Here is a 20,443-nt window from a genome sequence, read left to right on the forward strand (position 1 = left end):
GCCGCGTCGCCCGCTTGAAGCCATCGAGCTCGAACGTCACCGTATAGGTGCCGATCGGAATGTTGGGGAACTGGTAGGCGCCCGTCTCGGTTGTGACGAAGACGCGCGGCTGCTGCAGACCCGTGCCCGTCACGGTGACCGTGACGCCCGGCAGGTCGAGTGCCTGACCGGGCGTCAGAGACAGCACGTCGCTCACGTGCGCCGCCGAGGGCGGATCGTCCGAGCCCCGCGAGGCATCGATCATCGCTCGCACGACACGGCTGGCCAGCGCCCCGTCCAACGCCTCCAGATCGGCCACGGGGACCGCCCGCGCAGGGCCGTAGGTGCGCACGATCGCGGTGACGACACCGGCAGCCTCCGCGTCGAGCCGCGCCGCGTCCTGACGGGCGATGTCCGCGAGCCGAGCCAGGGCGCCGACCGGATCGGGAGCGAGCCGCTCCATCGCGGGCAGGACCTCGGTGCGGGCGATCACGCGCGTGACCGACCGGTCGAGGTTCATCGGATCGTCCGCCGTGCGCAGTCCTTCGTGGACGACGAACCGGCGCACGTCGTTGCGGCGGACGCGCAGCAGCGGACGCACGATGTCGCCACGCACGGCCGCCATCGCCGCCAGACCCTCCACTCCGGTCCCCCGGGCGAGGCGCATCAGCACCGTCTCGGCCTGGTCGTCGGCCGTGTGGCCCACCAGCAGCCACCCCGCGTTCGCCTCCCGAGCGATGCGGCGCAGTGCCGCGTACCTCTGGGCCCGAGCCGCCGCCTCGACGCCCTCGCCCACGGGGGACACGCTGACCTCGAGGATGCGCAGCGGGAGGCCGAGGACGCTGGCGTGCCACCGCACGACGTCCACGTCGGCCTCGTCGGCCCGCAGCCCGTGCCGGACGTGACCGAGGACGAGATCGAGGTCGGGGCGGGCGTCGGCGACGAGGTGCGCGAGAGCGGTCGAGTCAGGCCCTCCACTGAGGGCGACGACCGCGGCGGCCCCTATCGGCAGAGCTCCCAGCACCCGCTCGACCTCGGCCACCAGCGACTCGCGGGGAAGGCCGGGGGGGAGCGGACCGGGGGGGAGGGCCGGGGGGTCGGATAGGGGCGTGATGTTGGGTTCCGCGTCGAGGGCACCGGAGTGTGCCCCGTCAGGCCGCGTCCCCCATCCGCTGCAGCCAGGCGGCGGGGTCGGTGACCTCCTCCTGCGTCGGCAGGTTCCGGGGGTCGGCGAACGCCCGGTTGAGGCCCTCGACACCCGCGGCGGTGACGACCGCACGCACGAACGCTTCGCCCTCGCGGTACTGACGCTTCTTCATCTCCATCCCGGCCACCGCCGATAGCAGCCGACTGGTCACGTCGCCCCGGCGCCGCTCCAGTGCGTCCCGGACGGCGGCGACGTCGTCGACGACGCCCTCAGCACCGAGGAACATGGCCGCGTTGCCGTGCCCTTCGAGCAGCGACATCAGACCCTGAGCCTCACGCACGATGTCGACCTGCGCGGGGGCCAGCACCGCCTCGACCAGCGGCTGGACGCTGCCGGTCACGCGCACCTTCTGGATCGCCTCCGGGAGTCGCGCTGCCGTCTCGATGAGCGCGGCTACATCGATGCGGGTCTCAGCGAGGTAGCGGGCTAGCAGGTCGCGGAGGTGGTCGCCGAGCCACGGCACGCCGTCGAACTGCAGCCGGTGTGTGACCTCGTGGAGCAGCACGGTCCGGCGCAGGTCCTCGGCCCGGATCCCGTAGTCGTCGCTGAGTTGGAGCAGGTTGGGACCGACGACGACCAGACGGCCCGCCCCCGGTTCCGACAGCGGGAGCACGTACTGACCGAGGACCCGGGTGGAGAGCACGCCCAGCAGCGCCCCGATCTGAGCACCGAGCACCTTCGAAGCGATGCGCCGATCGCCGCGCAGCTTGTCGGCGAGAGGATCGAAGGCGCTACGCACGGCAGCGAGGTTCAGATCGACCCACCGGTAGCGACCGACGACCGCCACGTCGGTCGGAGGTAGCTCGCTGCCGAGCTGGGTCCAGGCCCGCGCGGCACGGTCGATCGCTGGCATCTCCGAGGTGACCTCGGCGCGGAGGCGTGCGACCTCGGAACGGCTCGTCGTGCGGGTCGGTGTGACGAGTCGCGCGGCCCACCGGGCCGCGCGTTCGTCGACGATACGGGTCGGATCCCCGTCGGAGCTCATCTCCGCGAGGTCTCGGACCGCTGTGCCGGCCGGTGCACCTTGAAGTAGTAGAACGCGGCGCCGCCGAGCAGGATCGGCCCGAACCCGATGAGTAGGAGCGGACCCATCCACCACGTCCACGGGCGTTCGTAGTCCTCGGGTCGGAACTCGTTGCTCTCGTCGTCCGGGCCGGCGGGTTCGAGTCCTGGGGCCTCGCCTCCCGCCTCGGTCGCGAGGATCAGGATGTCGGGGTCCACGGAGGTGGCGAACGCGGCCGTGGCGGTCACGACCGGAAGCACGGCGATCGCTCCGACGAGGAGCAGGCCGATCAGGCGCGAGCGCATCGGCGCGTGGACCTCCGGGTTCGGCTTCGGCGCGGGAGGGTATCCGAGCGGCTCAGGCACGAGACACCCGCTCTCAGCGCAGCGCGTCGGCGAGTCCGACCTCCACCTGCGCCGACAGCGCGGCCGGGCCACCCAGCAGGTAGACCGCGTCGACCTGCGTGGCCCGGGCCCGGATCCAGGCGGCCGCCGCGGGGGCGAGACGCTCGCTGTTGGTGAGCACGACCGGCGATCCGAGCACGGGCGCGAGCCCTCCGCCCGCGAGCGCGTCCGGGAAGTTGAACCCGGTCGCGATCTGGATGTGGTCCGAGCGCAGGCCGTTGGACATCCCGAAGTCCGCGATCACCAGCGACGTCGCGATGCGGTCGGCGCCGCCGAGCCGCGACGTGGCGAGGCCGGCGCTGCCCAGTTGCTGCTCGACGGTGCTCGAGACGGCCTCCGGCCCTCCGACGAGGATGACCTCGCGCACCCCCAGCTGCGACAACGTCGCCTCGACCTCGCTGTCCAGCCGGTCGGGGTCGCTGTACAGGATCGGGTCGCCCGTGGCGGCCGCGACCGCGGACGCTGCCAGCGCGTCGGGGTAGTTGGCGACCGTGGCGATGAACGCTCGACGCGGACGCTGGGGCAGCGCAGCCGCCAGTTCGGTGGCCATCGCGATGTGATCGGCTCCTCCGATCGTCGCGACCGACAGGCCCAGGCCCTCGATGCCCGACGCGACCGCGTCGGCGAACGGCCCGCCGACGAGGTAGACGGTCTTGCCCGAGTTGGCTCCGAGCGCACGCACGAGCGCGTCGCGCGCGTCGGGATCGAGTCGATCGGTCGCCGACAGCACCACCGGTCCGCTGACCTGGCCCGCCAACGCGGCACCGGCGAGCGCCCCGTGGAAGTCGAAGGCGTCGGCGAGCACCGCTCCCCCTGCGGTCCCCGGGGTGAAGCCGAAGTCCGACACCGCTCTGGCGGTACCGGTGCGCGTGGCGCCGGCGAGGCGGAACTGGGCGGGCGACGGTCGGGGCGCGCCTGGCTGCAGCGTGAGGAAGTTCTCGGTCATGAACAGCCGCGACCCTCCGGTGACCACGCCGACCCCCATCCAGCCCCAGTCGGGGTCGAGGATGTTGGCTCGGTGTCCGGGCGAGTCCATGAACGCACGGTGCACCGAGGGGATGGTCGGTCCCACGCCGACGTTCTCGCCGATCGAGGCCCACGCGGGGAACACGGCCTCGACGTCCTCGCGGAGCCGCTCGTTGTGGAAGATCTGGCCCTCGATCATCATCCGCTGCGCGTGCCTGCGGGCCACGGTGCGCAACGCATCGGCGTGGCTGAGGACGGGCAAGCCTCGACTCACCCGCTCCCCGTTGAGCAGGCGGGCCAGCTCGGCCTCCTGGGCCGACAGGAACTCGGTCGCGATCGCTGCGGACAGTTCGCTGCCGGCGATGAGTCCGAGCGTCAGCAGGAGGAAGGCGAACGGGCGCGTGATCCGTGCGATCACGCCCCGGCGACCCGCGCTCCTACTCGTCAACGTGGTCACGGCTGTTCCCCTTCGATCTCGAGCGTGTCGGCGACGAGGGCGGTCGCGAGCTCCTGCTGGTAGGCCTCGAACCGTTCCTCGTCGTCGGGGTAGCTGATGGACGTGCCCGAGACCTCACCGTTCGTCGCCGGCAGGCCCAGATCGACCAGCATCGCGCGTGCGTTGGGGACCAGTCGCTCCAGGAAGATGCGAGCCCCCTCGCGGCCGGTCTCCGGCAGCACGATGACGAGGTCCTCGCGGTCGGGCAAGGGGACGCGGTTGACCAGATCGGTCGTTCGGACCGTCGCATCGAGCGTCTGCGCGAGGTGGCGCAGTGCGCGCAGACCTTGTCGCTCGGACACGCCTTCGAACAGCTCGCGCCTCAGGTGCAGGATCGTCAGCGAGAACACCGAGCCGTAGCGCTGCGCGCGCGACAGCTCGCGGTCGGCGACGATGAGCAGACCGCGGGTGTTGCCCACCCCGGTGTCGTCGTCGATCTCGTCGTAGAGCTCGAGCTTGCGCAGCGAGTGCTCGAGCATCTCGTTCGCCCACCCGCCGAACAGGCCGAGCCCCACGTAGAGCAGGATGCGCACGACCGCTGCGCCGATGAACTCGCGCGCCGACAGCTCCGCCGGGAGCGTGGCGAAGCGGGTGATGACGTAGACGGCGGAGACAGCGACGGCGGTCGCCACGCCGCCTCGGACCCGGCCGTAGCCCAGGCCCACCAGGACCGGCAGGAACAGCCCGATCGCCCCGACCTCGACGAGATCCGCCCCGCGGAGCCACGCCGATAGCGCGACCCCGGCGATCAGCGCGGTGCCGAAGCCCATGACGATGAGCCGGGCCTGCCGGAACGTCAGCGTGCTCACGGTTCACCTTCCACGGCCGCGGGGGAGGCTGCCACGTTCCGTGCGACGGGACGGAGCGGAGCAACTCACGCGTGGTAGTCGTACGTGCACGCTGAGTGTACCTGGCGCGAGAGGTGGGCGGAAGGGTCGCGGTCCGGTGAGCGCGATATCAGGTGCCGCCGCCACCCCCGGGCACGTCGTGATCCGGCGTCGGAGGGGTCGGCTCGTCCGCGTCGTCATCGATCGGAGCGGGGTTCTCCTCGATCGTCTGGGTGACGGGCGGGCCGCCATCCGGCAGCACCGCATCGGGACTCTCGAGCCCGAGTTCGGAGAGCGTGTCGCCGGTCGGCCCCTCCTGGAAGTGCGACAGCAGGAGGCGCTCGATCCAGCCCTCCTCCTCGTCGCCATCGCCTTCGTCGGAGCCATCGTCGTCGGCTACCGTGGAGGCGCGTGCGGGACGATCGCTGCCATCCCCGAGTTCCTCGAGAACGGCCAGCGCGGCGGCGGCCAGCGTGGAGTCCGGCTTCGCCGGCTCGACCCCATCCTCCGTCGCCGGGTCGCGATCCGAGGTGACCGAACGCGTCGGTTCCCCGCCCGCATCGACGCTGAGCGCCGGGGGATCCTGAGAGGTCGTGGGGCCCGCGAGGAACAGCAGCCCGGTGATGAGGCTCGCGATGGCCGCCACGAGTCCGGCGAGACGGCCACGGGCGGATGGCAGGCGCTCCTCGGAGTGCGATGTGGCGGGCTGGAGCCGCTCGTCCCCCTCGGCCACGACCGCCTCTGCCAGGACGGCCTCGGCCTCGCGCTCCACGGCGGCTGCGGCCACGGTCGAGGTCAGCCGTTCGTGGAGCAGCTCGATCAGGATGCGCGACTCCTCGAGGACCTCGGCTGCCGCCTCGGGACGCCCCATCTCCAGGAGCAGCTCGGAGCGCAACAGCCCCTCGTGCACGCGCACGCGCAGATCGCCGATGTCACGCTCGATGGCCGCGGCGAGACGCCGCTGCGCCGTCGTGGACGGCAGCGGGCCGGCGGCGTGGCGCCCGGCGCTCGGCCGCGGCTGACGCACGTTGCCTCTCCTCGCTCGCCGGACTCCGACGTCTCGCAGGAGGTTCGCCGGATCGTCCGGTCCCCTCACGCCCCGTCACAGGGTCGTCCAGTGGAAGGTTCGCCGCCGGTGCCCCAGCCTCCTGCTCGGTCGACCCGACAGGTCGACCACCGTTCCAACGGCCACGGTGCCGCCCCGTGCGGCTGCCGCACACCAGGTTGGGCACGGTCCCCGTGCCGGCACCTCTGCCGTCACGAGACGGACGCCCCGCCAGAGGGGATGGGCGGGGCGTCCAGTCAGGTTGGCCGCGGTGGTGGGTTTAGCCGCCGCCTTCGGGGGCGTTCACGTCGACGTTCACCTCTTCCGGGATGACCGGTTCGCCCGTGTTGTCGCCAGCGTCACCGTTGAAGAACAGCAGCCAGGCGACGAACAGCACCGCGAGCACCCCGATGATCGCCGCGACGATGCCGCCCATGCTGGGACCGCCACTGTCCGTGACGATCACGTCTCGTCGTTCTCGTTCAGGTTCTGTGTAGTGCGCCATGGTCCGTTCCTCCGAGCTGGTCGCCAGGTTCTGCTGTACGACCACGCTACGACCGCTCTCACGGCAGACGACCTGGCCGTTGGGGTCCAGCGGAGGTGGCCCTGACGACCGGTGTGGCCTTCCGGGCCCGTCCGACCACATCCGTCCGTCCGCGCCTCACTGCAGGTCGAGCGCTCCCATGTTGCGCAGGACCTCGTTGGGGCGATCGGGATCGGTGAGGACATCGATGATGGCGACGACGCCGGCATCGCGGGCGCGGTCGAGCGCGGGCCGCAGGTCCTCGGCTCGCTCGACGCGCTCGCCGTGGCCACCGACGGCCTCGGCGATGCGGTCGTGGCGGACGCGTCCGAGGTCGGTGCCGACGGTACGGCCGAACCACTCGCCCTCCTCGTAGCGGACGTCGCCCCACGAACCGTTGTTGGACACGACGACGATCGGGGCGGTGCCGTACCTCGCCGCGGTCTCGAGCTCCATGGCCGCGAGCCCGAACGCGCCGTCCCCGAGCAGCGCGACGGTGGGCCCGTCGCGGCGCGCGAGGGGCGCGGCGACCGCGTACGGCACACCGACACCGAGGGTTCCGAGAGCGTCGGAGGTGAACAGCTGCGAGCCGGGCTCCTCGCAGCGGGCGAAGCCGAGCCCCCATCCGAGGATGTCGCCACCGTCCAGGACGATGGTGGAGCCGGGTCCGGCGTCGGCGGCGAAGGCGCACACCTCACGTGCCAGCGCGCCGGGGTGCACGCCGCTGGCGTTGCCGTCGGCTTCCCCCGACCAGTGCTGGCGGCTGGCATCGGCGAAGGACCGCGCCTGGTCGCACCACTCCTGCTTAGGGTCACCCCCCCACGCCCCGGTGAGCTGGGCGAGCACGACGCGGGCGTCACCGAGCAGCGCGATGTCCGGACTGCGGTTGAGCGCGAACGCCGCCGGGTCGACGTCGACGGAGATGATGGTGTGGTCGGGGCGCCACAGCGGCTCACGCCCGAACATGAGGTTGCCGTTGAAGCGGCTGCCGACGATCAACACGACGTCGGCGAACGCGGTCGCGACGCCACCGTGCAGCAGCGAGCCCAGAGAGTGCGGGTGCGAGTCGGCGACCAGCCCGCGCGCGTGGCTGGTCGTCGTGACCGGGATGCCGCTGGTCTCCACGAACCGGCTCAAGGCGTCACCAGCGCGAGCCCAGAACGCCCCGCCGCCGGCGACCACGACCGGGCGCTCCGAGCGGGCCAGCGCGTCCGCGGCGGCGGAGACGGCGTCCTCGTCGGCGCCTGCGGGCTGGGGCCGTGCGACCTCACCTTCGGTGAAGGGCGCCTGCGCGGTCAGGACATCGGTGGGCAGCTCGAGGTACGCCGACCCCGGCCGGCCGCTGCGGGCGACCGACAGCGCCTCCCGCGTCGCGCTCGCGAGGTCCTCGGGGCGGGTCACCGCTCGGGTCCACTTCGCGACCGCCCGGGCGATGCTCTCCTGATCGGCATCCTGCACCGCGCCCTTCCCGCGCAGACCCAGCGGCGTACGACCGCCGAGCACAACGACGGGGATGCCCGTTGCCTGGGCGTTGGCCAGACCGGTCACCCCGTTCGTGAAGCCAGGCCCCGCGGTGACGGCAGCCACACCCACCTCTCCGGTCGTGCGTGCCCACGCCTCGGCCATGTGGATCGCTGCGCTCTCGTGCCTCGTCGTGATCACCTCGATCCCCACCTCGGCACAGCCGTTCGTCACCGGGCCGATGTGCCCCCCGGGCAGGCAGAACAGCCGGCGCACGCCGGCAGCGTGCAACACCCGGGCAACGGCGACGCCACCGTGATCCTCGGGCACCTTCTGGTAGCCGCCGTCGCCGCCACCGAGGAGCGTCTCGTCGCCCACCCCACTCTCCCTCGTCACTGACACGAGCGTCAGCGTAGGAGGAGGAGGCCGGTCGGGCCGATGGGACGGGGCGGCTGCGAGCGGGGAGGGCCAACGGCACCGAACCTCGGCGTGGACCGGAGGCGAGCTGTGACCGGCGAGGCGACGACCGTCACCCGCGCCATGCGGGTCCTCGACACGCTCGGCGAGGCCGACGCGGACGAGCATGCGGAGGCGATCGGCCTGTCGTTCGTCACCGAGCAGGGCCCGGGGCTGACGCGGGTCCGGCGTGGGCGCGGCTTCAGCTACCACCGACCCGACGGCGAGCTCATCCAGGGTGAGCAACGACGACGCATCGAGGAGCTGGCCATCCCGCCCGCCTGGAGCGACGTGTGGATCTGCGACGATCCCAACGGGCACCTGCAGGCGACCGGTCGCGACGCGGCGGGACGCAAGCAGTACCTGTACCACCCGGTGTGGCGCACGCTGCGCGAGGCCGCCAAGTTCCACCGCCTGGCGGATGTGGGGGCGGCGTTGCCGCGACTACGCCGCACCGTCGACGGCCACCTCCGCAAGCACGATCTCACGCGGGAGAAGGTCCTCGCCCTGGTCGTCGCACTGCTCGACGAGACCCTGATGCGGATCGGCAACGAGCAGTACGCCCGGGACGGCGGGGCGCGCGGCCTGACGACGCTCGAGACCAGCCACGTCCGCGCCACGTCGTCACGGGTGAGCTTCTCCTTCCCCGGCAAGGCCGGTCAGGACCGCGAGGTGGACCTGCGCCACCCGCGACTCGCTCGGCACGTGCTCCGGATCCAGGACGCACCCGGCCAGCGGGTCTTCGCCTACCGGACCGACGACGGCGGCTGGCAGGAGGTGCGCTCCGACGACGTCAACCGCTACCTCCGAGAGATCGCTGGCGACGACATCACCGCCAAGGACTTCCGCACCTGGGGGGGCACGGTCGTCGCTGCGGAGAGGTTGCGCACGCGCGGACCCCCGGCGTCAGCCCGCGAGGCGGACGCGAACGTGATAGCCGCGGTCGACGCCGTAGCCGAGCAGCTCGGCAACACCCGCGCGGTGGCTCGCGCCAGCTACGTGCATCCGGTCGTGCCGAAGGCCTACCGCTTCGACCGCTTCGAGGAGTGCTTCCGCGGTGGTCGCGTCCCCGAGCACCTCAGCCGGTCCGAGCAGGCGGTGCGTCGCATGCTCGCGCTCGATCTTCCGGCGTCGGACGATCTCGAGGCGCAGCTCGAGGAGTCGCTTGAGCGCGCCTCGCCCGGTCGATCCGGCTAGCCCTGATCATTCGGTACCGACCGACGTGGCCTCTAGCCCGTCTGCTCGACCGTGACGTAGGTGAACCACGACGGCCTCGCCGTCGAGTCGTAGTAGAGGAGCGAGCCGGGAGGCTCGTGGGTCGCCTGGACCAGCAGGCTGGAGGAGGCCTGCGCGGCCAGCGGACCGAAGTTCACCCGGTACGGCGCGATCTGGTTGGCCGTCGAGGCCCCGGTGCCCTCGGCGATGCGCCCGGAGTCGCTGGCCCAGGCCGCGTCGGCCCATAGCTGCAGGCTGAGGCTGCCCTGGTTCGTGCCCGCATAGACGACCGCTTCCGCACAGACGACGCGGAGCACTCCACCGAGCTGGAGGTTCCAGTAGCCGAGCAGTGGGCTCGCCGCGAAGTTCGGGTTCGGGCCCACGACGTAGTTCTTTCCCGCGAACACCTTCGCCGCGGACTCCGTGGGAGCCTGCTCATCCATGAACAGACGGGACGCAGCTCCGTCGACCGTGTCCTCCGCCGCGTCGGCGTTGCCGGACGGCGACGTCCCATGCATGTACACGGTGTGCTCGACCAGCTCCTCGCCCTCGGCGAGCGGGATGTCGCGGCCCTGGCAGGCATCGGACACGCCGGGGGCGTAGAACTCGAACACGTCGAGCCCACGCGGTCCGAGATCACCGACGTAGATGTAGCCGCGGTGCCACAGCGCGCCCCACGAGTTCGCGCCCGGGGCGATGTACTGCCCGGCCCGGGTGGGGTTGGCCGGATCGGACATGTCGATGACCTGCAGGCCCGCGTTGTAGGACCCCATGAAGACGTAGTGCCCCTTGGAGCTGAAGTTGTGTGCCGAACAGGTCGGGGCGGGGGTGCCGGTCCCGTTGAACCAGTCGGCGAGCCACGTCGCCTCGGTGAGGTCCTCGGACAGCTGCACCGTGGCGACCCCGCCGGCCTCGCACCCGCTGTGCAGGTCCTCGTCGGAGACGAACATCACGCTCGGGTCGCCGTCGAGCAGCTGTGCCTCGTGGTAGTAGCGGATGGGATGCCCGTCCTCGGGCCGCTTCTCCCACCGGTTCAGCACCAGCGGGGCGGTGGGGTCGGTGACATCGATGATGTAGATGCTGCCGGTGTTGCCGCCGTTGTTGAGGTAGCTGCCGCCCTCGGCGAGGAGCAGGATGTCGCGCTCGCCGTACGTCGGCTCGGAGGTCCCGTCACCGTCCTGGTCGACCCAGTCCCACGGCTGGAGCAGGATCGTGTGATCGGTGTAGACGGTGATGTCGTGGGCGTGGGTGAACTCGTCGCCGATCGGCGCGTTGAGGCGCTCGCGGACGGGCGAGTCCCGCCACATCGCGTGGGGGTTACCACGGAAGATGTTGACCGGCGCGGCGGGCTCCTCGCCTAGCAACGGGTTCACGTCGTAGATGCGCAGGCCCTCGTCGATCCGCCCGCCCGACGGTAGCCACAGCCGCCGCTCGTCGATGATGTCGCCGTAGTGGGCCTCGCCGTCGGTGGAACCCGTGAACCGGTGCAGCAGGACGGGGTTGGCCGCGTCGGTGACGTCGAGGAACTCCGTCTGCTGGGTTCCGGGGGCCCGTCCGGTCCCGTTGAGCGTGACGATGTGGCGGCCGTCGAGGAAGGCGGGCTCGGGAACCGCATCCGCCCGGAGGCCGGGGTCGCTCGTGCTCTGCGGCCCGGGCTTGTACTCGCCGATCTTGGTCGGACTCTCAGGATCCGAGACGTCGAAGATCGTCATCCCGAACCCGTACGCACCGACGTAGAGCCGGTCACCCTCCGCGGCGACGTGCCCGCCGGTAGACCCCGGGACGTTGGTGACGTGGCGCACGTTCTCGCTCGCCACCGGCGGACCCGTCATCGACGCGGGTGCTGCGGCGACGAGGCCTGCCGTCAGCGCGGCCCCGGCGAGTGAGGTCATGAGCTTGTTCACGACAGACTCCTGTGCGAGCGTCCCCGTGGACCGTTAGGAGACTTGTTCGACGGCGAGGGCCGTTCTCCTGCCGCCTTCGCGACGGATCCGCGCTAGCGGATGCCACCGCCGGTCAGGCGGAAGGTCCAGACGGAACGCAGGGACTCGACACCAGAGCACTTCTCACGTATCGGGCAAGACCCTACGAGGGACCAGGGCCGACGGTGTCACCGCAGACCGAGACGGCGGCTGCACGAGGGCCACGCACCCCAGCCCTGACGGTCCTGCAGCAGCTCCGCGCGATGGATCTGCTCCCACTTGGAGTTCTGGTGCGGGTAGCCGGGGCCGCCCACGCCCCTCCACGACGACAGCGAGAACTGCAGACCGCCGTAGTAGCCGTTGCCGGTGTTGATGTGCCAGTTGCCGCCGGACTCGCACCGGGCCAACCGCTCCCACGTCTCGATGGGGTGCTCGTAGGTGTAGGCGCAGTCCGGTGAGGAGTTCGGTGGGCACGGGGGCGGTGGCGGAGGCGGCCGCTGAGGTCGAGGCTCGCCCCGCACCGCAGCCTCGAGCTCCGACTGCACGTGCGACGAGACCGCAGCGGTCCCACCCACCAGGACACCGGCGAGGAGATCCCCGTCACGGATGAACGCATCGACGTCGTCCGAGAGGATCGCCTGAGGGACGAGCAGCAGCGGGGCGCTGCGGCGTGCGGCGAGGGCACCAGCCGCGAGCGCGTCGGGGAAGTCGCCGCCGGACACGAAGACGGCCTGTTCGCCGGAGATGGTGTCATCGGCCTGGCCGAACCCGGCCAGCGCCGCCTCGGCGACCTCGACAGCGGTCTCGTAGCGGTCGTCGCCGAACGCCCGGATCGTCGCGTAGCCCAGCCCTTGGATCTGCTCGACGACCGGGTCAGCGATCGCCGCGTCCCCACCGAGCACCACCACATGACTGGGAGCGAGCAGCGCCAGAGCGTCCGCCGTCGCGGAGGGCAGGTCGCCCTGTGCGGTCAGGAGCGTCGGTGCGGGACTGTCGAGCCCCGCGAGCGACGCGGCGGCCAGCGCGTCGGGCCAGGCGTCGCGCTGGTCCTTGCGCGCACCCAGCGCCAACGCCACCAAGGGGGCGCCGTCGGATCCGGCTGCCTGGAGCGCGATCGCGGCCGCGGTCTCGAAGCGGTCATCGCCGGCGACACGGGTGGTCTCGATCCCGAGGTCGCGGAGCCGGCGTTCGATCCTGGTCGGCACTGCCGCATCGCCGCCGAGGATCGTCACCTCGGTGGTGCCGAGGTCGGCGAGGATCGCTTCCACCGCTCCGGGGAGCCCGGTCGGTGGCGTCAGCAGGACCGGAGCTGCGGACCGTGCGGCGTAGGCGGCGGCAGCGATGGCATCGGGGTAGTCGAGACTCGTCGCGAGCAGCGCGTGCGGGGCGGTGTCCCAGCCGGTGCGCGCCACCTCCACGGCCGTGGCGACGCGGTCGGCACCGGCGACACGATCCACCTTCGAGGCGGCCGCGTCGGCACCCGTGGCGGGGATGACGATGAGGCCAGCGGTGACCGCGAGCACGAGCGCGAAGCGAGCGACACCCGAGGGAGCGAGAAGAGCACGAGCCGGGAGCAGGCTCCGGAGGGAACCGGCAGACGTCACGAGCGCGGACAGCAACAAGGGCAGGGGTCCTGGTCGGGGAGGGAGGGGAGCCATCGACCCGGGGACTGATCGGGTGCCGGTGGCGACCTGATGGCCCGGGGAGGCGCGGAGACGATGACGCTTGCACCAGCAAGCAGCAACCCGCGTGCGGGCGTCGCACGAGAACCGACGCCGAGGTCAAGCACCGTCCGTTCGTCCCGAGAACGGCGCAGACGGCCCCGGAACGCGCGAACGGAGGCAGCGGCCAGCCTGTCCGAACGGGCACCGCGGTCCCGACGTCAGCGGCTCCCTGTGCTTGCGCTGAGCGCACACCCGCTTCCACGGCCAGCACGCCGCAGCACCCGGCGTCGGCTTCGGGCAGGCTGGGTCACCCCCGGCGAAGGACGAGCGATCGACGAGCGGTTCGAGGTGCTCCTCGGCGCGGACGACCCCTGGGTCACCTACACCGCCGCGCCCCGAACCCCACCGCCGGACCGGCCGTGGGTGCTCGCCAACTTCGTCGCCGGTCTCGACGGATCGATCGCGGTCGACGGACGTGCCGCTCCGCTGAGCTCGCCCACCGACCGGGCCGTCTTCCGGCTGCTCCGTGCCCTCGCCGACGTGGTCCTGGTCGGGGCGGGGACCGCGCGGACCGAGGGCTACGGGCCGGTGCGGCTCGACGACCGCGGGAGCGCGCTCCGCGGCGAGCGACCACCGCCGGTCCTCGCCATCGTCACCAACCGGCTGGAGCTGGACTTCGGAGCGCCGCTGTTCCACGCCGATGTCCGCATCACCGTCGTGACCCGCACCGACGCCGATCCCTCGAGGCTGGAGCGCGCCCACGAGGTCGCCGACGTGGTGACGGCGGGGACCGGGGCGGTGGACCTCGCCGGGGCGCTGCGTCAGCTCCGCGCGCGCGGGGACGAGACCGTGACGTGTGAGGGTGGGCCCCGACTGCTGCGCGACCTGCTCACGGCCCACCTGCTCGACGAGCTGTGCCTCACCATCTCACCCATGGTGGGTGGGGACCCGGTGCGCCTCCTGCCCGACGAGCCCAAGGCCCCGATCCGGCGCTTCGCCCTGGACAGCGTCGTCCGTGCCGGTGACGAGCTGCTGATGCGGTACCTCGTGCGCCGGGACGAGCAAGCGTGAGGAGCGAGCGTGTCCACGGAGGCTGAGCTCGCCACGCTGCTGTCGCGGCTCGATCACGCCATGGTGATCGTGACGACCGCCGCCGACGGGGAACGAGCCGGCTGCCTGGTCGGGTTCCACACCCAGGCCAGCATCGATCCCCTGCGCTACCTCGTGCTCCTCTCGGTCGCGAACGCCACCTACCGGGTGGCGCTCCAGGCGGACCACCTCGCCGTCCACGTCCTCGACGAACGCGACCGCGGCCTCGCCGAGCTGTTCGGGAGCGAAACCGGCGATGACGTGGACAAGTTCGCGCAGGTCCCGTGGACCGCAGGTCCGGGCGGGGTCCCGCTGCTCGAGGTCGCCAACCGCTTCGTCGGCCGCATCGTCGATCGCTCCGACGCCGGTGACCACGTCGTGTTCCTCATCGAGCCGGTGGTGGCCGCGACGTCGGACTCGCTGACGCAGCTGTCGGCGCTGAGCATGCGGGACCTCGAGCCCGGTCACGAACCCTGACGCAGCGGTAGCGTCCCGACGCAGCGCATCCGACGAGACGGCAGCCACGTTGGACCTCGAGTTCGTCCGTGACCAGTTCCCGGCGTTCGCACGCACGGACGGGGCGTTCTTCGAGAACGCCGGTGGATCGTTCCCGTGCCGCCAGGCGATCGACCTGCTCACGCGCTACTACGAGGACACCAAGGTCCAACCCAACCATCCGTACCCGCTCGCGCAGCGAGCCGGCGAGGCGATGGGCGCCGGCTCGGCGCGACTGGCGGCGTGGCTCGGCGTCGCCGTCGAGGACGTCCACGTCGGACCCTCGACCTCGCAGAACACCTACGTGCTCGCACACGCCTTCGCGGAGGTCCTCGATGACGACGCCGCGGTCGTGGTCACCCAACAGGACCACGAGGCCAACTCCGGTCCGTGGCGGCGCCTGGCCGAACGGGGCGTGGAGGTGCGCGAGTGGGAGGTCGAGCCCGGTAGTGGGGCCCTCGAGGTGGAGCGGCTGACCGAGCTGCTCGACGAGCGGGTCGCCGTCGTCGCCTTCCCGCACGTGTCGAACATCCTCGGTCAGCGCAACGACGTCGCGACGATCTGTGAGCGCGTGCACGACGTCGGAGCTGTCGCGGTCGTGGACGGGGTGGCGGCGGCGCCGCACGGGCTCCCGGACGTCGCCGCGCTCGGAGCCGACGTGTACCTGTTCTCCACGTACAAGACCTACGGACCGCACCAGGGCGTGATGGTCACGGGACGGCACCTCGTCGAACGGCTACCGAACCAGGGCCACTTCTTCAACGCCGACCAGATCGGCAAGCGGCTCGTACCTGCGGGTCCCGACCACGCCCAGATCGCCGCGCTCGCAGGCATCGCCGACTACCTCGAGCTGCTCCACCAGCACCACTTCGGCGACGACGGAGGTGGCGGCAGGGCGGATCCGCGGACGCGGACGACGCGCATCACCGAGCTGTGGCACGACCACGAGCAACAGCTCCTCGAGCCGCTGCTCGCGTTCCTCCGAGACCGCGACGACGTGCGCATCGTGGGATCCACGGACGCCGCCGGGCGCGTGCCGACGGTGTCCATCGATACCGCGCACGGAGGCGTCGAGTTGGCGACGGCGCTCGCACGGCACGGGGTGTGGTGCGGCGGCGGGCACTTCTACGCCTACCGGCTGGTCGAGGCGGTGGGGGTCGATCCCGCGAAGGGCCTCACCCGCTTCAGCTTCGTGCACAACACCTCAGCCGACGAGGTGGAGCGCCTCATCGGGGCGCTGGAGCGGACCCTCTGATCCGACGCAGGAACCGGGGGACCAAGCGTCGAACCTCTCCGCTGACCCAGGAGGCCCCCGTGATCCGTAACCGCATGCTCGCCGCCGCAGTCGCGGTCGTGGCGTTCGCGAGTGTCGCCGCGGACCACGAACTGCCCGCACGCGACGAGTACGTGCCGGAGTTCGTGGAGCAGGAGGCGTGGTTCCACGCGCACACCCTGCCGATCGGCAACCTCGACGCGCGCGAGGGCAACTACGTGCAGTGGGACGACCAGGCGCCGACGGGCGAGGTCAGCGCGGTCTACGTCGGCGACAACCTCGGGTGGATCGCGACCAACCCCTCGGGCGGCAACACCCACGACCCGCAGCACTTCTTCACCGCGGAGGGCACGTTCACCGGCGATCTCGAGAGCTTGTCGTTCGACATGTACCTGCACGGCTGGGCGCAATCCACGATCGGGTGCGACATGAGCATCTCGGTGGAGCTGCTGGTCGACGACCTCGTGGTGCTCTCGCAGGACTTCACCGGGTCCAACGGCGTCTACTACAACGTGGTCGACGACGACACCGTCGTGGCCAGGTTCGCTCTCACCAACCTGTGGAAGGTCAACGAGCTGTACGACCTCCCCTACGGCCCCGACGTCGAGCACCCCGTCTACGTCAACCTCCAGAACTTCTACCTCTGCAACGAGTACCAGTGGCGCTACGACGGCGTCGAGGATCCCAGCCGAATCACCGCCAACGTGCCCAACCCGGCCGGCAAGGGTTACTTCCCGATCGACGTGCTGAACCCGCCGCCCCCGGTCGAGGGAGAGGCCGCCTGACGAGGGTCACCCTCGAGCCACGCGTCGAGAGCGGCACGGGAACCGTGCGGCGGATGGCGTACCATCCTCGACTCCGCCGGAGTAGCTCAGTCGGTAGAGCAACGCTCTCGTAAAGCGTAGGTCAGGGGTTCGAATCCCCTCTCCGGCTCCACCTCCTCGCCACGCCAGCCCTCCAGACAGGCTCAGACCTCGAACAGCGGCAGCGCGACGCGCATCAGGAGGCGCTCGAGCTGCAGGACCGGGTTGCCGTTGTTCTGCAGCGCCTCACGGCACTCCGAGATCGCGGCGAGCCCGCCGAGCAGCACCTCGGAGGGGATGCGTGCCGCGTCGCGGCGCACGTCGTCGACGACATCGAGGTTGACGAGAGCGGCCTCGGCACCGCCGCCGGAGATGCTCAGCACGTCCCGTAGGTACGAGCCGAACTCGTCGAGGAGCGACAGCAGCGCCCCGTTGCGCTCCTCACGCTCGAGACGCTTGTGGCGTCGCTCGAGCCGCTTCTTGAACCCCGGCGGCCACTCGACCCGTCGCTCGTCGCGACGGAAACGCCCCTCGAGTTCGATGAACTCCTGCTCGTTGTCGGCGCGCTGGACCTCGACACGGGCCTGCGCCCAGGCGTCCAGATCGCGTGCGAGGGGAACCACGATCGCGGGACCCTCCGCCGCCAACCGGCCGAGGATGGCGAGGTGCCGGCGACGCGCCGAGGCGGCGCTCAGCCGCTCGGCGAGCTCGGCCAGGGTGTCCTCGTCGCTGCCCTTGCCACCCTGCGCGCGCCGGTGAGCGACGGTGTCGGCGACGTCGGCATCGGTGAGCTGGCGCAGGCGCTCGGGGGAGCCGGTCGCCGCCCGTGCGGTCGCCTGGGCGTGCTCGGCACCCAGCGCCGCCGCGGCCGCCTCGAGCCGGTCGATGCTCCAGGGCCGGAAGTCGACCCGGCGGCAGCGCGAGACGACGGTCTCGAGCAGCAGCGACTCGTCCTCGACATCGAGGATCCAGACGACCGACGCGGGGGGCTCCTCGAGCACCTTGAGGAAGGCGTTCTGCGTGGCCTCGTTCATGCGGTCCGCCGCGACGATGTGCAGGATCTTGGTACGCCCGACCAGCGACGTCCTCGTCGCGGCCGGCACCCACTGGGTCCGCACCGACTCGACGAGGTGGAAGCGCCCCTCCGGCGCGAAGGCCACGACCGCGGGGTGCTGACCGCTCGCGATCAGCCGACACGCGTGGCACGCCCCGCACCCCTGACCCTCGATGGGCGCGTCGCAGTTGAGCGCAGCAGCGAGGGCGCGCACCGCCTCGCGCTGTCCCACGCTCGGGGGGCCGACGAACAGCCACGCGTGTGCGACCTCAGCGCGGGTGACGGCGTCGCGGACGACGTCGGTCGCGACCTGCCCGGCGCTCGCCCAGGTGACCTCCGCGGTGGCGAGCACGCTCACGTCGCGGCCCTGTGGCCTTCGGCGGGTGGCTCGTCCGAGCCTTCCGCGACCGGGACCCGGTCCGCAGGGGCGTCCGAGGAGGGGGCGTCCGGGTCCTCGTCCTCGGCTGCGACGAGTTCCAGCACCAGCTCGCGGATCTCGGCCGCCAGGTCCTCGACCGGCCGCCCGGCGTCGAGGACGAGGTAGCGGTCCTCGTGGGCGGTGGCGCGACGACGGTAGGCCTCGTTGACGTGGCGGTGGAAGGCGAGGCCGGCGGCCTCGAGCCGGTCCGCGTCGGCCGGTTCGAGGCCGGTCAGCGGGGGCGTGGCAGAGCTCCGAGCACGGTGCAGGCCCTCGACGGCGTCGACGTCCAGCAGGACGACCAGATCGGGCAGGAGCCCGTCGGTCGCCCACCGGTTGAGCTCCTCGACCACCTCCTCGCCGAGTCCGCGACCGGCGCCCTGGTAGACGATGGAGGAATCGACGAAGCGATCGCTCAGCACGATCATGCCCTTGTCGAGGGCGGGGCGGATGACGCGGTGAGCGTGCTGGGCCCGTGCCGTGGCGTACAGCAGCGCCTCGGTCCGGTCGTGCATGTCGTGGTGCTCGGGGTGCAGGACCAGTTCGCGCAGCTGCTCTCCGATCTCGGTGCCGCCCGGTTCACGGGTCACGAGCACGTCCAGACCCTCGCGCTCGAGTGCCCGCTGGAGCAGACGCAGCTGGGTGGACTTGCCCGATCCCTCTCCCCCTTCGAACACGATGAACCAGCCCTGATCGGCCGCCCGATCGGTGCCACGGCCGAGCGTGAGCCCGGAAGACCGGGTCAACACCGAGTGGATCTGGCTGCCGCTCCAGACCGCACCGGCCAGCGCGATGATCCCGCCGACGATCAGGGTGATGCGCGTACCGCCGAGCGCGTAGTCGTAGAAGCCGTCCCGGCCCGCTGCCTCGATGCCGATGAAGCCGGCGAGTAGCGGCGCCACGACGGTGCTGATGAACAGGGCGGCTCGGACACCCGTGTTGAAGCTCGCGAAGGTGCGGCCGCGGACCTCGTCGCTGGCCCCCTCCTGCAGGAGGGTGTAGCCGGTCACGAACGCGACGCCCGCACCCACGCCCATGATGAACGCGGGGATCGTGGCGAGGTCGAGCCGAGGCATCAGTGCCAGCACGATGAGACCGACGCCGCCCGTGGCGATACCGGGAGCGAACAGCCGTTCCTTGTCGAGTCGACGGGTCAACACCCCGGACCCGGACAGACCGACGAACAGGCCGATGCCGACCGCCGCGACGAGCACACCGAAGCCGCTGTCGCCCGCGTTGACGACCGTCGCGAACAGCTTCCCGACCGCGATGACGATCCCGGCTCCGAGGAAAGCGCCCATCACGCCGACCACGAGCGCCCGCACCATCGGTTGGGTCGCGATGAACCGGAACCCCTGCTTCAGCTCGATCCACGCTCCGGGTGTCTCCGCGCCACCGGTGTGTGCGCGACCGTTGCGCGGCACGTCGATCCCCGCGACGACGAGGGCGGAGAAGAAGAACGTCGCCGCGTTCACCCAGATCGCCAACGTCACGGGGCGGTCCGCGAGCACCGCGATCCCCGACAGCGCCGTCGTGGAGAGGCCGGTGAAGAGCGCGACGAGCACGCCTCCGAGGGGCAGCGTGCCGTAGGTCACGGTCAGCGAGAGCTGGTTCGCCTGGACGAGCCGCGAGCGCGCGACCAGGTTGGGCAGGGTGGCGTCCTTGGCCGGCGCGAACAGCATCGCGAGCAGCTCGACGACGAGGGTGGCCACGAACAGCTGGAAGTAGTCCTGCACGAACGGGATGACCGCCATCACCGCCCCGCGCCCGATGTCGGCCGCGATCATCGTGCGCTTGCGGTCCCAGCGGTCGGCGTAGACCCCGGCGACGGGACCGAACACCAGCGTGGGGAGCAGCCTGGCGACCATCACGCCGGAGAGGCCGAAGGCCGCCCGGCTCCCCCCACCGAGGATGTTCTCGGTCAGGGCGAGGATCGCGAACAGCCCGATCCAGTCACCCAGGCTCGACGTCGCCATGGCGATGAACAGCCGTCGGAACGCACGGTTGGCGAACAGCGACCGGTAGATGTCCGACTGCAGCGGCAGCTCCGCACCCGGCTCGCCGCGTGCGTCGGCCGGAGGGAGAGACGGGAGGTCGGAGCCCACCGCCCGAGCGTACCGGGGGCCACCCCGCCCGCTCGCGC

At 71.5% G+C, this 20,443-nt stretch carries 17 protein-coding genes and 1 tRNA gene; 6 read left to right on the top strand and 12 right to left on the bottom strand.

The window, feature by feature from the left end:
* The 8 genes from tilS to KY469_19950 form a co-directional block, all read right to left on the bottom strand.
* Nucleotides 1–1,021 (bottom strand): tRNA lysidine(34) synthetase TilS (gene tilS, locus KY469_19915; protein MBW3665367.1); only part of this gene is annotated, 1,021 nt, incomplete at its 3' end.
* Between the two features lie 109 nt (nucleotides 1,022–1,130).
* Nucleotides 1,131–2,171, bottom strand: coding sequence for a zinc-dependent metalloprotease (locus KY469_19920; GenBank protein MBW3665368.1), 1,041 nt, complete (start codon nucleotides 2,169–2,171; stop codon nucleotides 1,131–1,133).
* Complete coding sequence (locus KY469_19925; GenBank protein ID MBW3665369.1) at nucleotides 2,168–2,494, bottom strand: DUF4366 domain-containing protein; 327 nt, start codon at nucleotides 2,492–2,494, stop codon at nucleotides 2,168–2,170. Before KY469_19925 ends, KY469_19920 begins: the two co-directional genes overlap by 4 nt.
* Nucleotides 2,495–2,567: 73 nt before the next feature.
* The gene (locus KY469_19930; GenBank protein ID MBW3665370.1) at nucleotides 2,568–4,016 is read right to left on the bottom strand and encodes a cell wall-binding repeat-containing protein; all 1,449 of its coding nucleotides are present in this window, start codon (nucleotides 4,014–4,016) and stop codon (nucleotides 2,568–2,570) included.
* Entirely contained in the window at nucleotides 4,013–4,864 is an 852-nt protein-coding gene (locus KY469_19935; protein ID MBW3665371.1) for a diguanylate cyclase, read from the bottom strand. The genes KY469_19930 and KY469_19935 overlap by 4 nt, the downstream gene beginning before the upstream one ends.
* A gap of 148 nt (nucleotides 4,865–5,012) precedes the next feature.
* Nucleotides 5,013–5,909, bottom strand: a complete 897-nt coding sequence (locus KY469_19940) for a hypothetical protein (protein ID MBW3665372.1) — start codon at nucleotides 5,907–5,909, stop codon at nucleotides 5,013–5,015.
* A gap of 298 nt (nucleotides 5,910–6,207) precedes the next feature.
* Nucleotides 6,208–6,393: a hypothetical protein gene (locus KY469_19945; protein ID MBW3665373.1), complete on the bottom strand. Its 186-nt coding sequence runs from the start codon at nucleotides 6,391–6,393 to the stop codon at nucleotides 6,208–6,210.
* 195 nt (nucleotides 6,394–6,588) lie between these two features.
* Nucleotides 6,589–8,289 carry a thiamine pyrophosphate-binding protein gene (locus KY469_19950; protein ID MBW3665374.1) on the bottom strand — a complete coding sequence of 567 codons (1,701 nt, stop codon included), beginning with the start codon at nucleotides 8,287–8,289 and terminating at the stop codon, nucleotides 6,589–6,591.
* A 129-nt stretch (nucleotides 8,290–8,418) separates the two neighbouring features.
* Between KY469_19950 and KY469_19955 the strand changes: the two genes are divergently transcribed.
* On the top strand, nucleotides 8,419–9,564 hold the full coding sequence (locus KY469_19955) for a DNA topoisomerase IB (GenBank protein ID MBW3665375.1): 1,146 nt from the start codon (nucleotides 8,419–8,421) through the stop codon (nucleotides 9,562–9,564).
* Between the two features lie 32 nt (nucleotides 9,565–9,596).
* Here KY469_19955 and KY469_19960 read toward each other — a convergent pair whose 3' ends face one another.
* Nucleotides 9,597–11,486, bottom strand: a complete 1,890-nt coding sequence (locus KY469_19960) for a hypothetical protein (protein MBW3665376.1) — start codon at nucleotides 11,484–11,486, stop codon at nucleotides 9,597–9,599.
* Nucleotides 11,487–11,692: 206 nt separating this feature from the next.
* Nucleotides 11,693–13,126: a cell wall-binding repeat-containing protein gene (locus tag KY469_19965; GenBank protein ID MBW3665377.1), complete on the bottom strand. Its 1,434-nt coding sequence runs from the start codon at nucleotides 13,124–13,126 to the stop codon at nucleotides 11,693–11,695.
* A 390-nt stretch (nucleotides 13,127–13,516) separates the two neighbouring features.
* On the opposite strand from KY469_19965, the gene KY469_19970 reads away from it, so the two are divergent.
* The 5 genes from KY469_19970 to KY469_19990 all read left to right on the top strand — a co-directional run bounded on the left by KY469_19970 (nucleotide 13,517) and on the right by KY469_19990 (nucleotide 16,961).
* Nucleotides 13,517–14,239 carry a dihydrofolate reductase family protein gene (locus tag KY469_19970; protein ID MBW3665378.1) on the top strand — a complete coding sequence of 241 codons (723 nt, stop codon included), beginning with the start codon at nucleotides 13,517–13,519 and terminating at the stop codon, nucleotides 14,237–14,239.
* A 60-nt stretch (nucleotides 14,240–14,299) separates the two neighbouring features.
* Nucleotides 14,300–14,734 carry a flavin reductase family protein gene (locus KY469_19975; protein MBW3665379.1) on the top strand — a complete coding sequence of 145 codons (435 nt, stop codon included), beginning with the start codon at nucleotides 14,300–14,302 and terminating at the stop codon, nucleotides 14,732–14,734.
* 49 nt (nucleotides 14,735–14,783) lie between these two features.
* The gene (locus KY469_19980) at nucleotides 14,784–16,007 is read left to right on the top strand and encodes an aminotransferase class V-fold PLP-dependent enzyme (GenBank protein ID MBW3665380.1); all 1,224 of its coding nucleotides are present in this window, start codon (nucleotides 14,784–14,786) and stop codon (nucleotides 16,005–16,007) included.
* A gap of 59 nt (nucleotides 16,008–16,066) precedes the next feature.
* Nucleotides 16,067–16,810 (top strand): hypothetical protein, encoded by a 744-nt coding sequence (locus KY469_19985; GenBank protein ID MBW3665381.1) that lies wholly within the window; start codon nucleotides 16,067–16,069, stop codon nucleotides 16,808–16,810.
* Nucleotides 16,811–16,885: 75 nt separating this feature from the next.
* Nucleotides 16,886–16,961 (top strand) — tRNA-Thr (locus tag KY469_19990).
* Between the two features lie 31 nt (nucleotides 16,962–16,992).
* On the opposite strand, the gene KY469_19995 is transcribed toward KY469_19990, so the two are convergent.
* A complete protein-coding gene (locus tag KY469_19995) occupies nucleotides 16,993–18,240 on the bottom strand; it encodes a hypothetical protein (GenBank protein MBW3665382.1) in 1,248 nt (415 codons plus the stop codon).
* Nucleotides 18,237–20,405 (bottom strand): dTMP kinase, encoded by a 2,169-nt coding sequence (gene tmk, locus KY469_20000; protein MBW3665383.1) that lies wholly within the window; start codon nucleotides 20,403–20,405, stop codon nucleotides 18,237–18,239. Before tmk ends, KY469_19995 begins: the two co-directional genes overlap by 4 nt.
* Nucleotides 20,406–20,443: the final 38 nt, after the last annotated feature.

Source organism: Actinomycetota bacterium, from assembly GCA_019347575.1.
Classification (GTDB): Bacteria; Actinomycetota; Nitriliruptoria; order Nitriliruptorales; family Nitriliruptoraceae; genus JAHWKY01.

What these genes read in the sequence shown, in the direction of transcription:
- KY469_19925 (MBW3665369.1), bottom strand. Translation starts at nt 2,494, where the DNA reads ATGCGCTCGCGCCTGATCGGCCTGCTCCTCGTCGGAGCGATCGCCGTG.
- KY469_19920 (MBW3665368.1), bottom strand. Translation starts at nt 2,171, where the DNA reads ATGAGCTCCGACGGGGATCCGACCCGTATCGTCGACGAACGCGCGGCC.
- KY469_19975 (MBW3665379.1), top strand. Translation starts at nt 14,300, where the DNA reads ATGGTGATCGTGACGACCGCCGCCGACGGGGAACGAGCCGGCTGCCTG.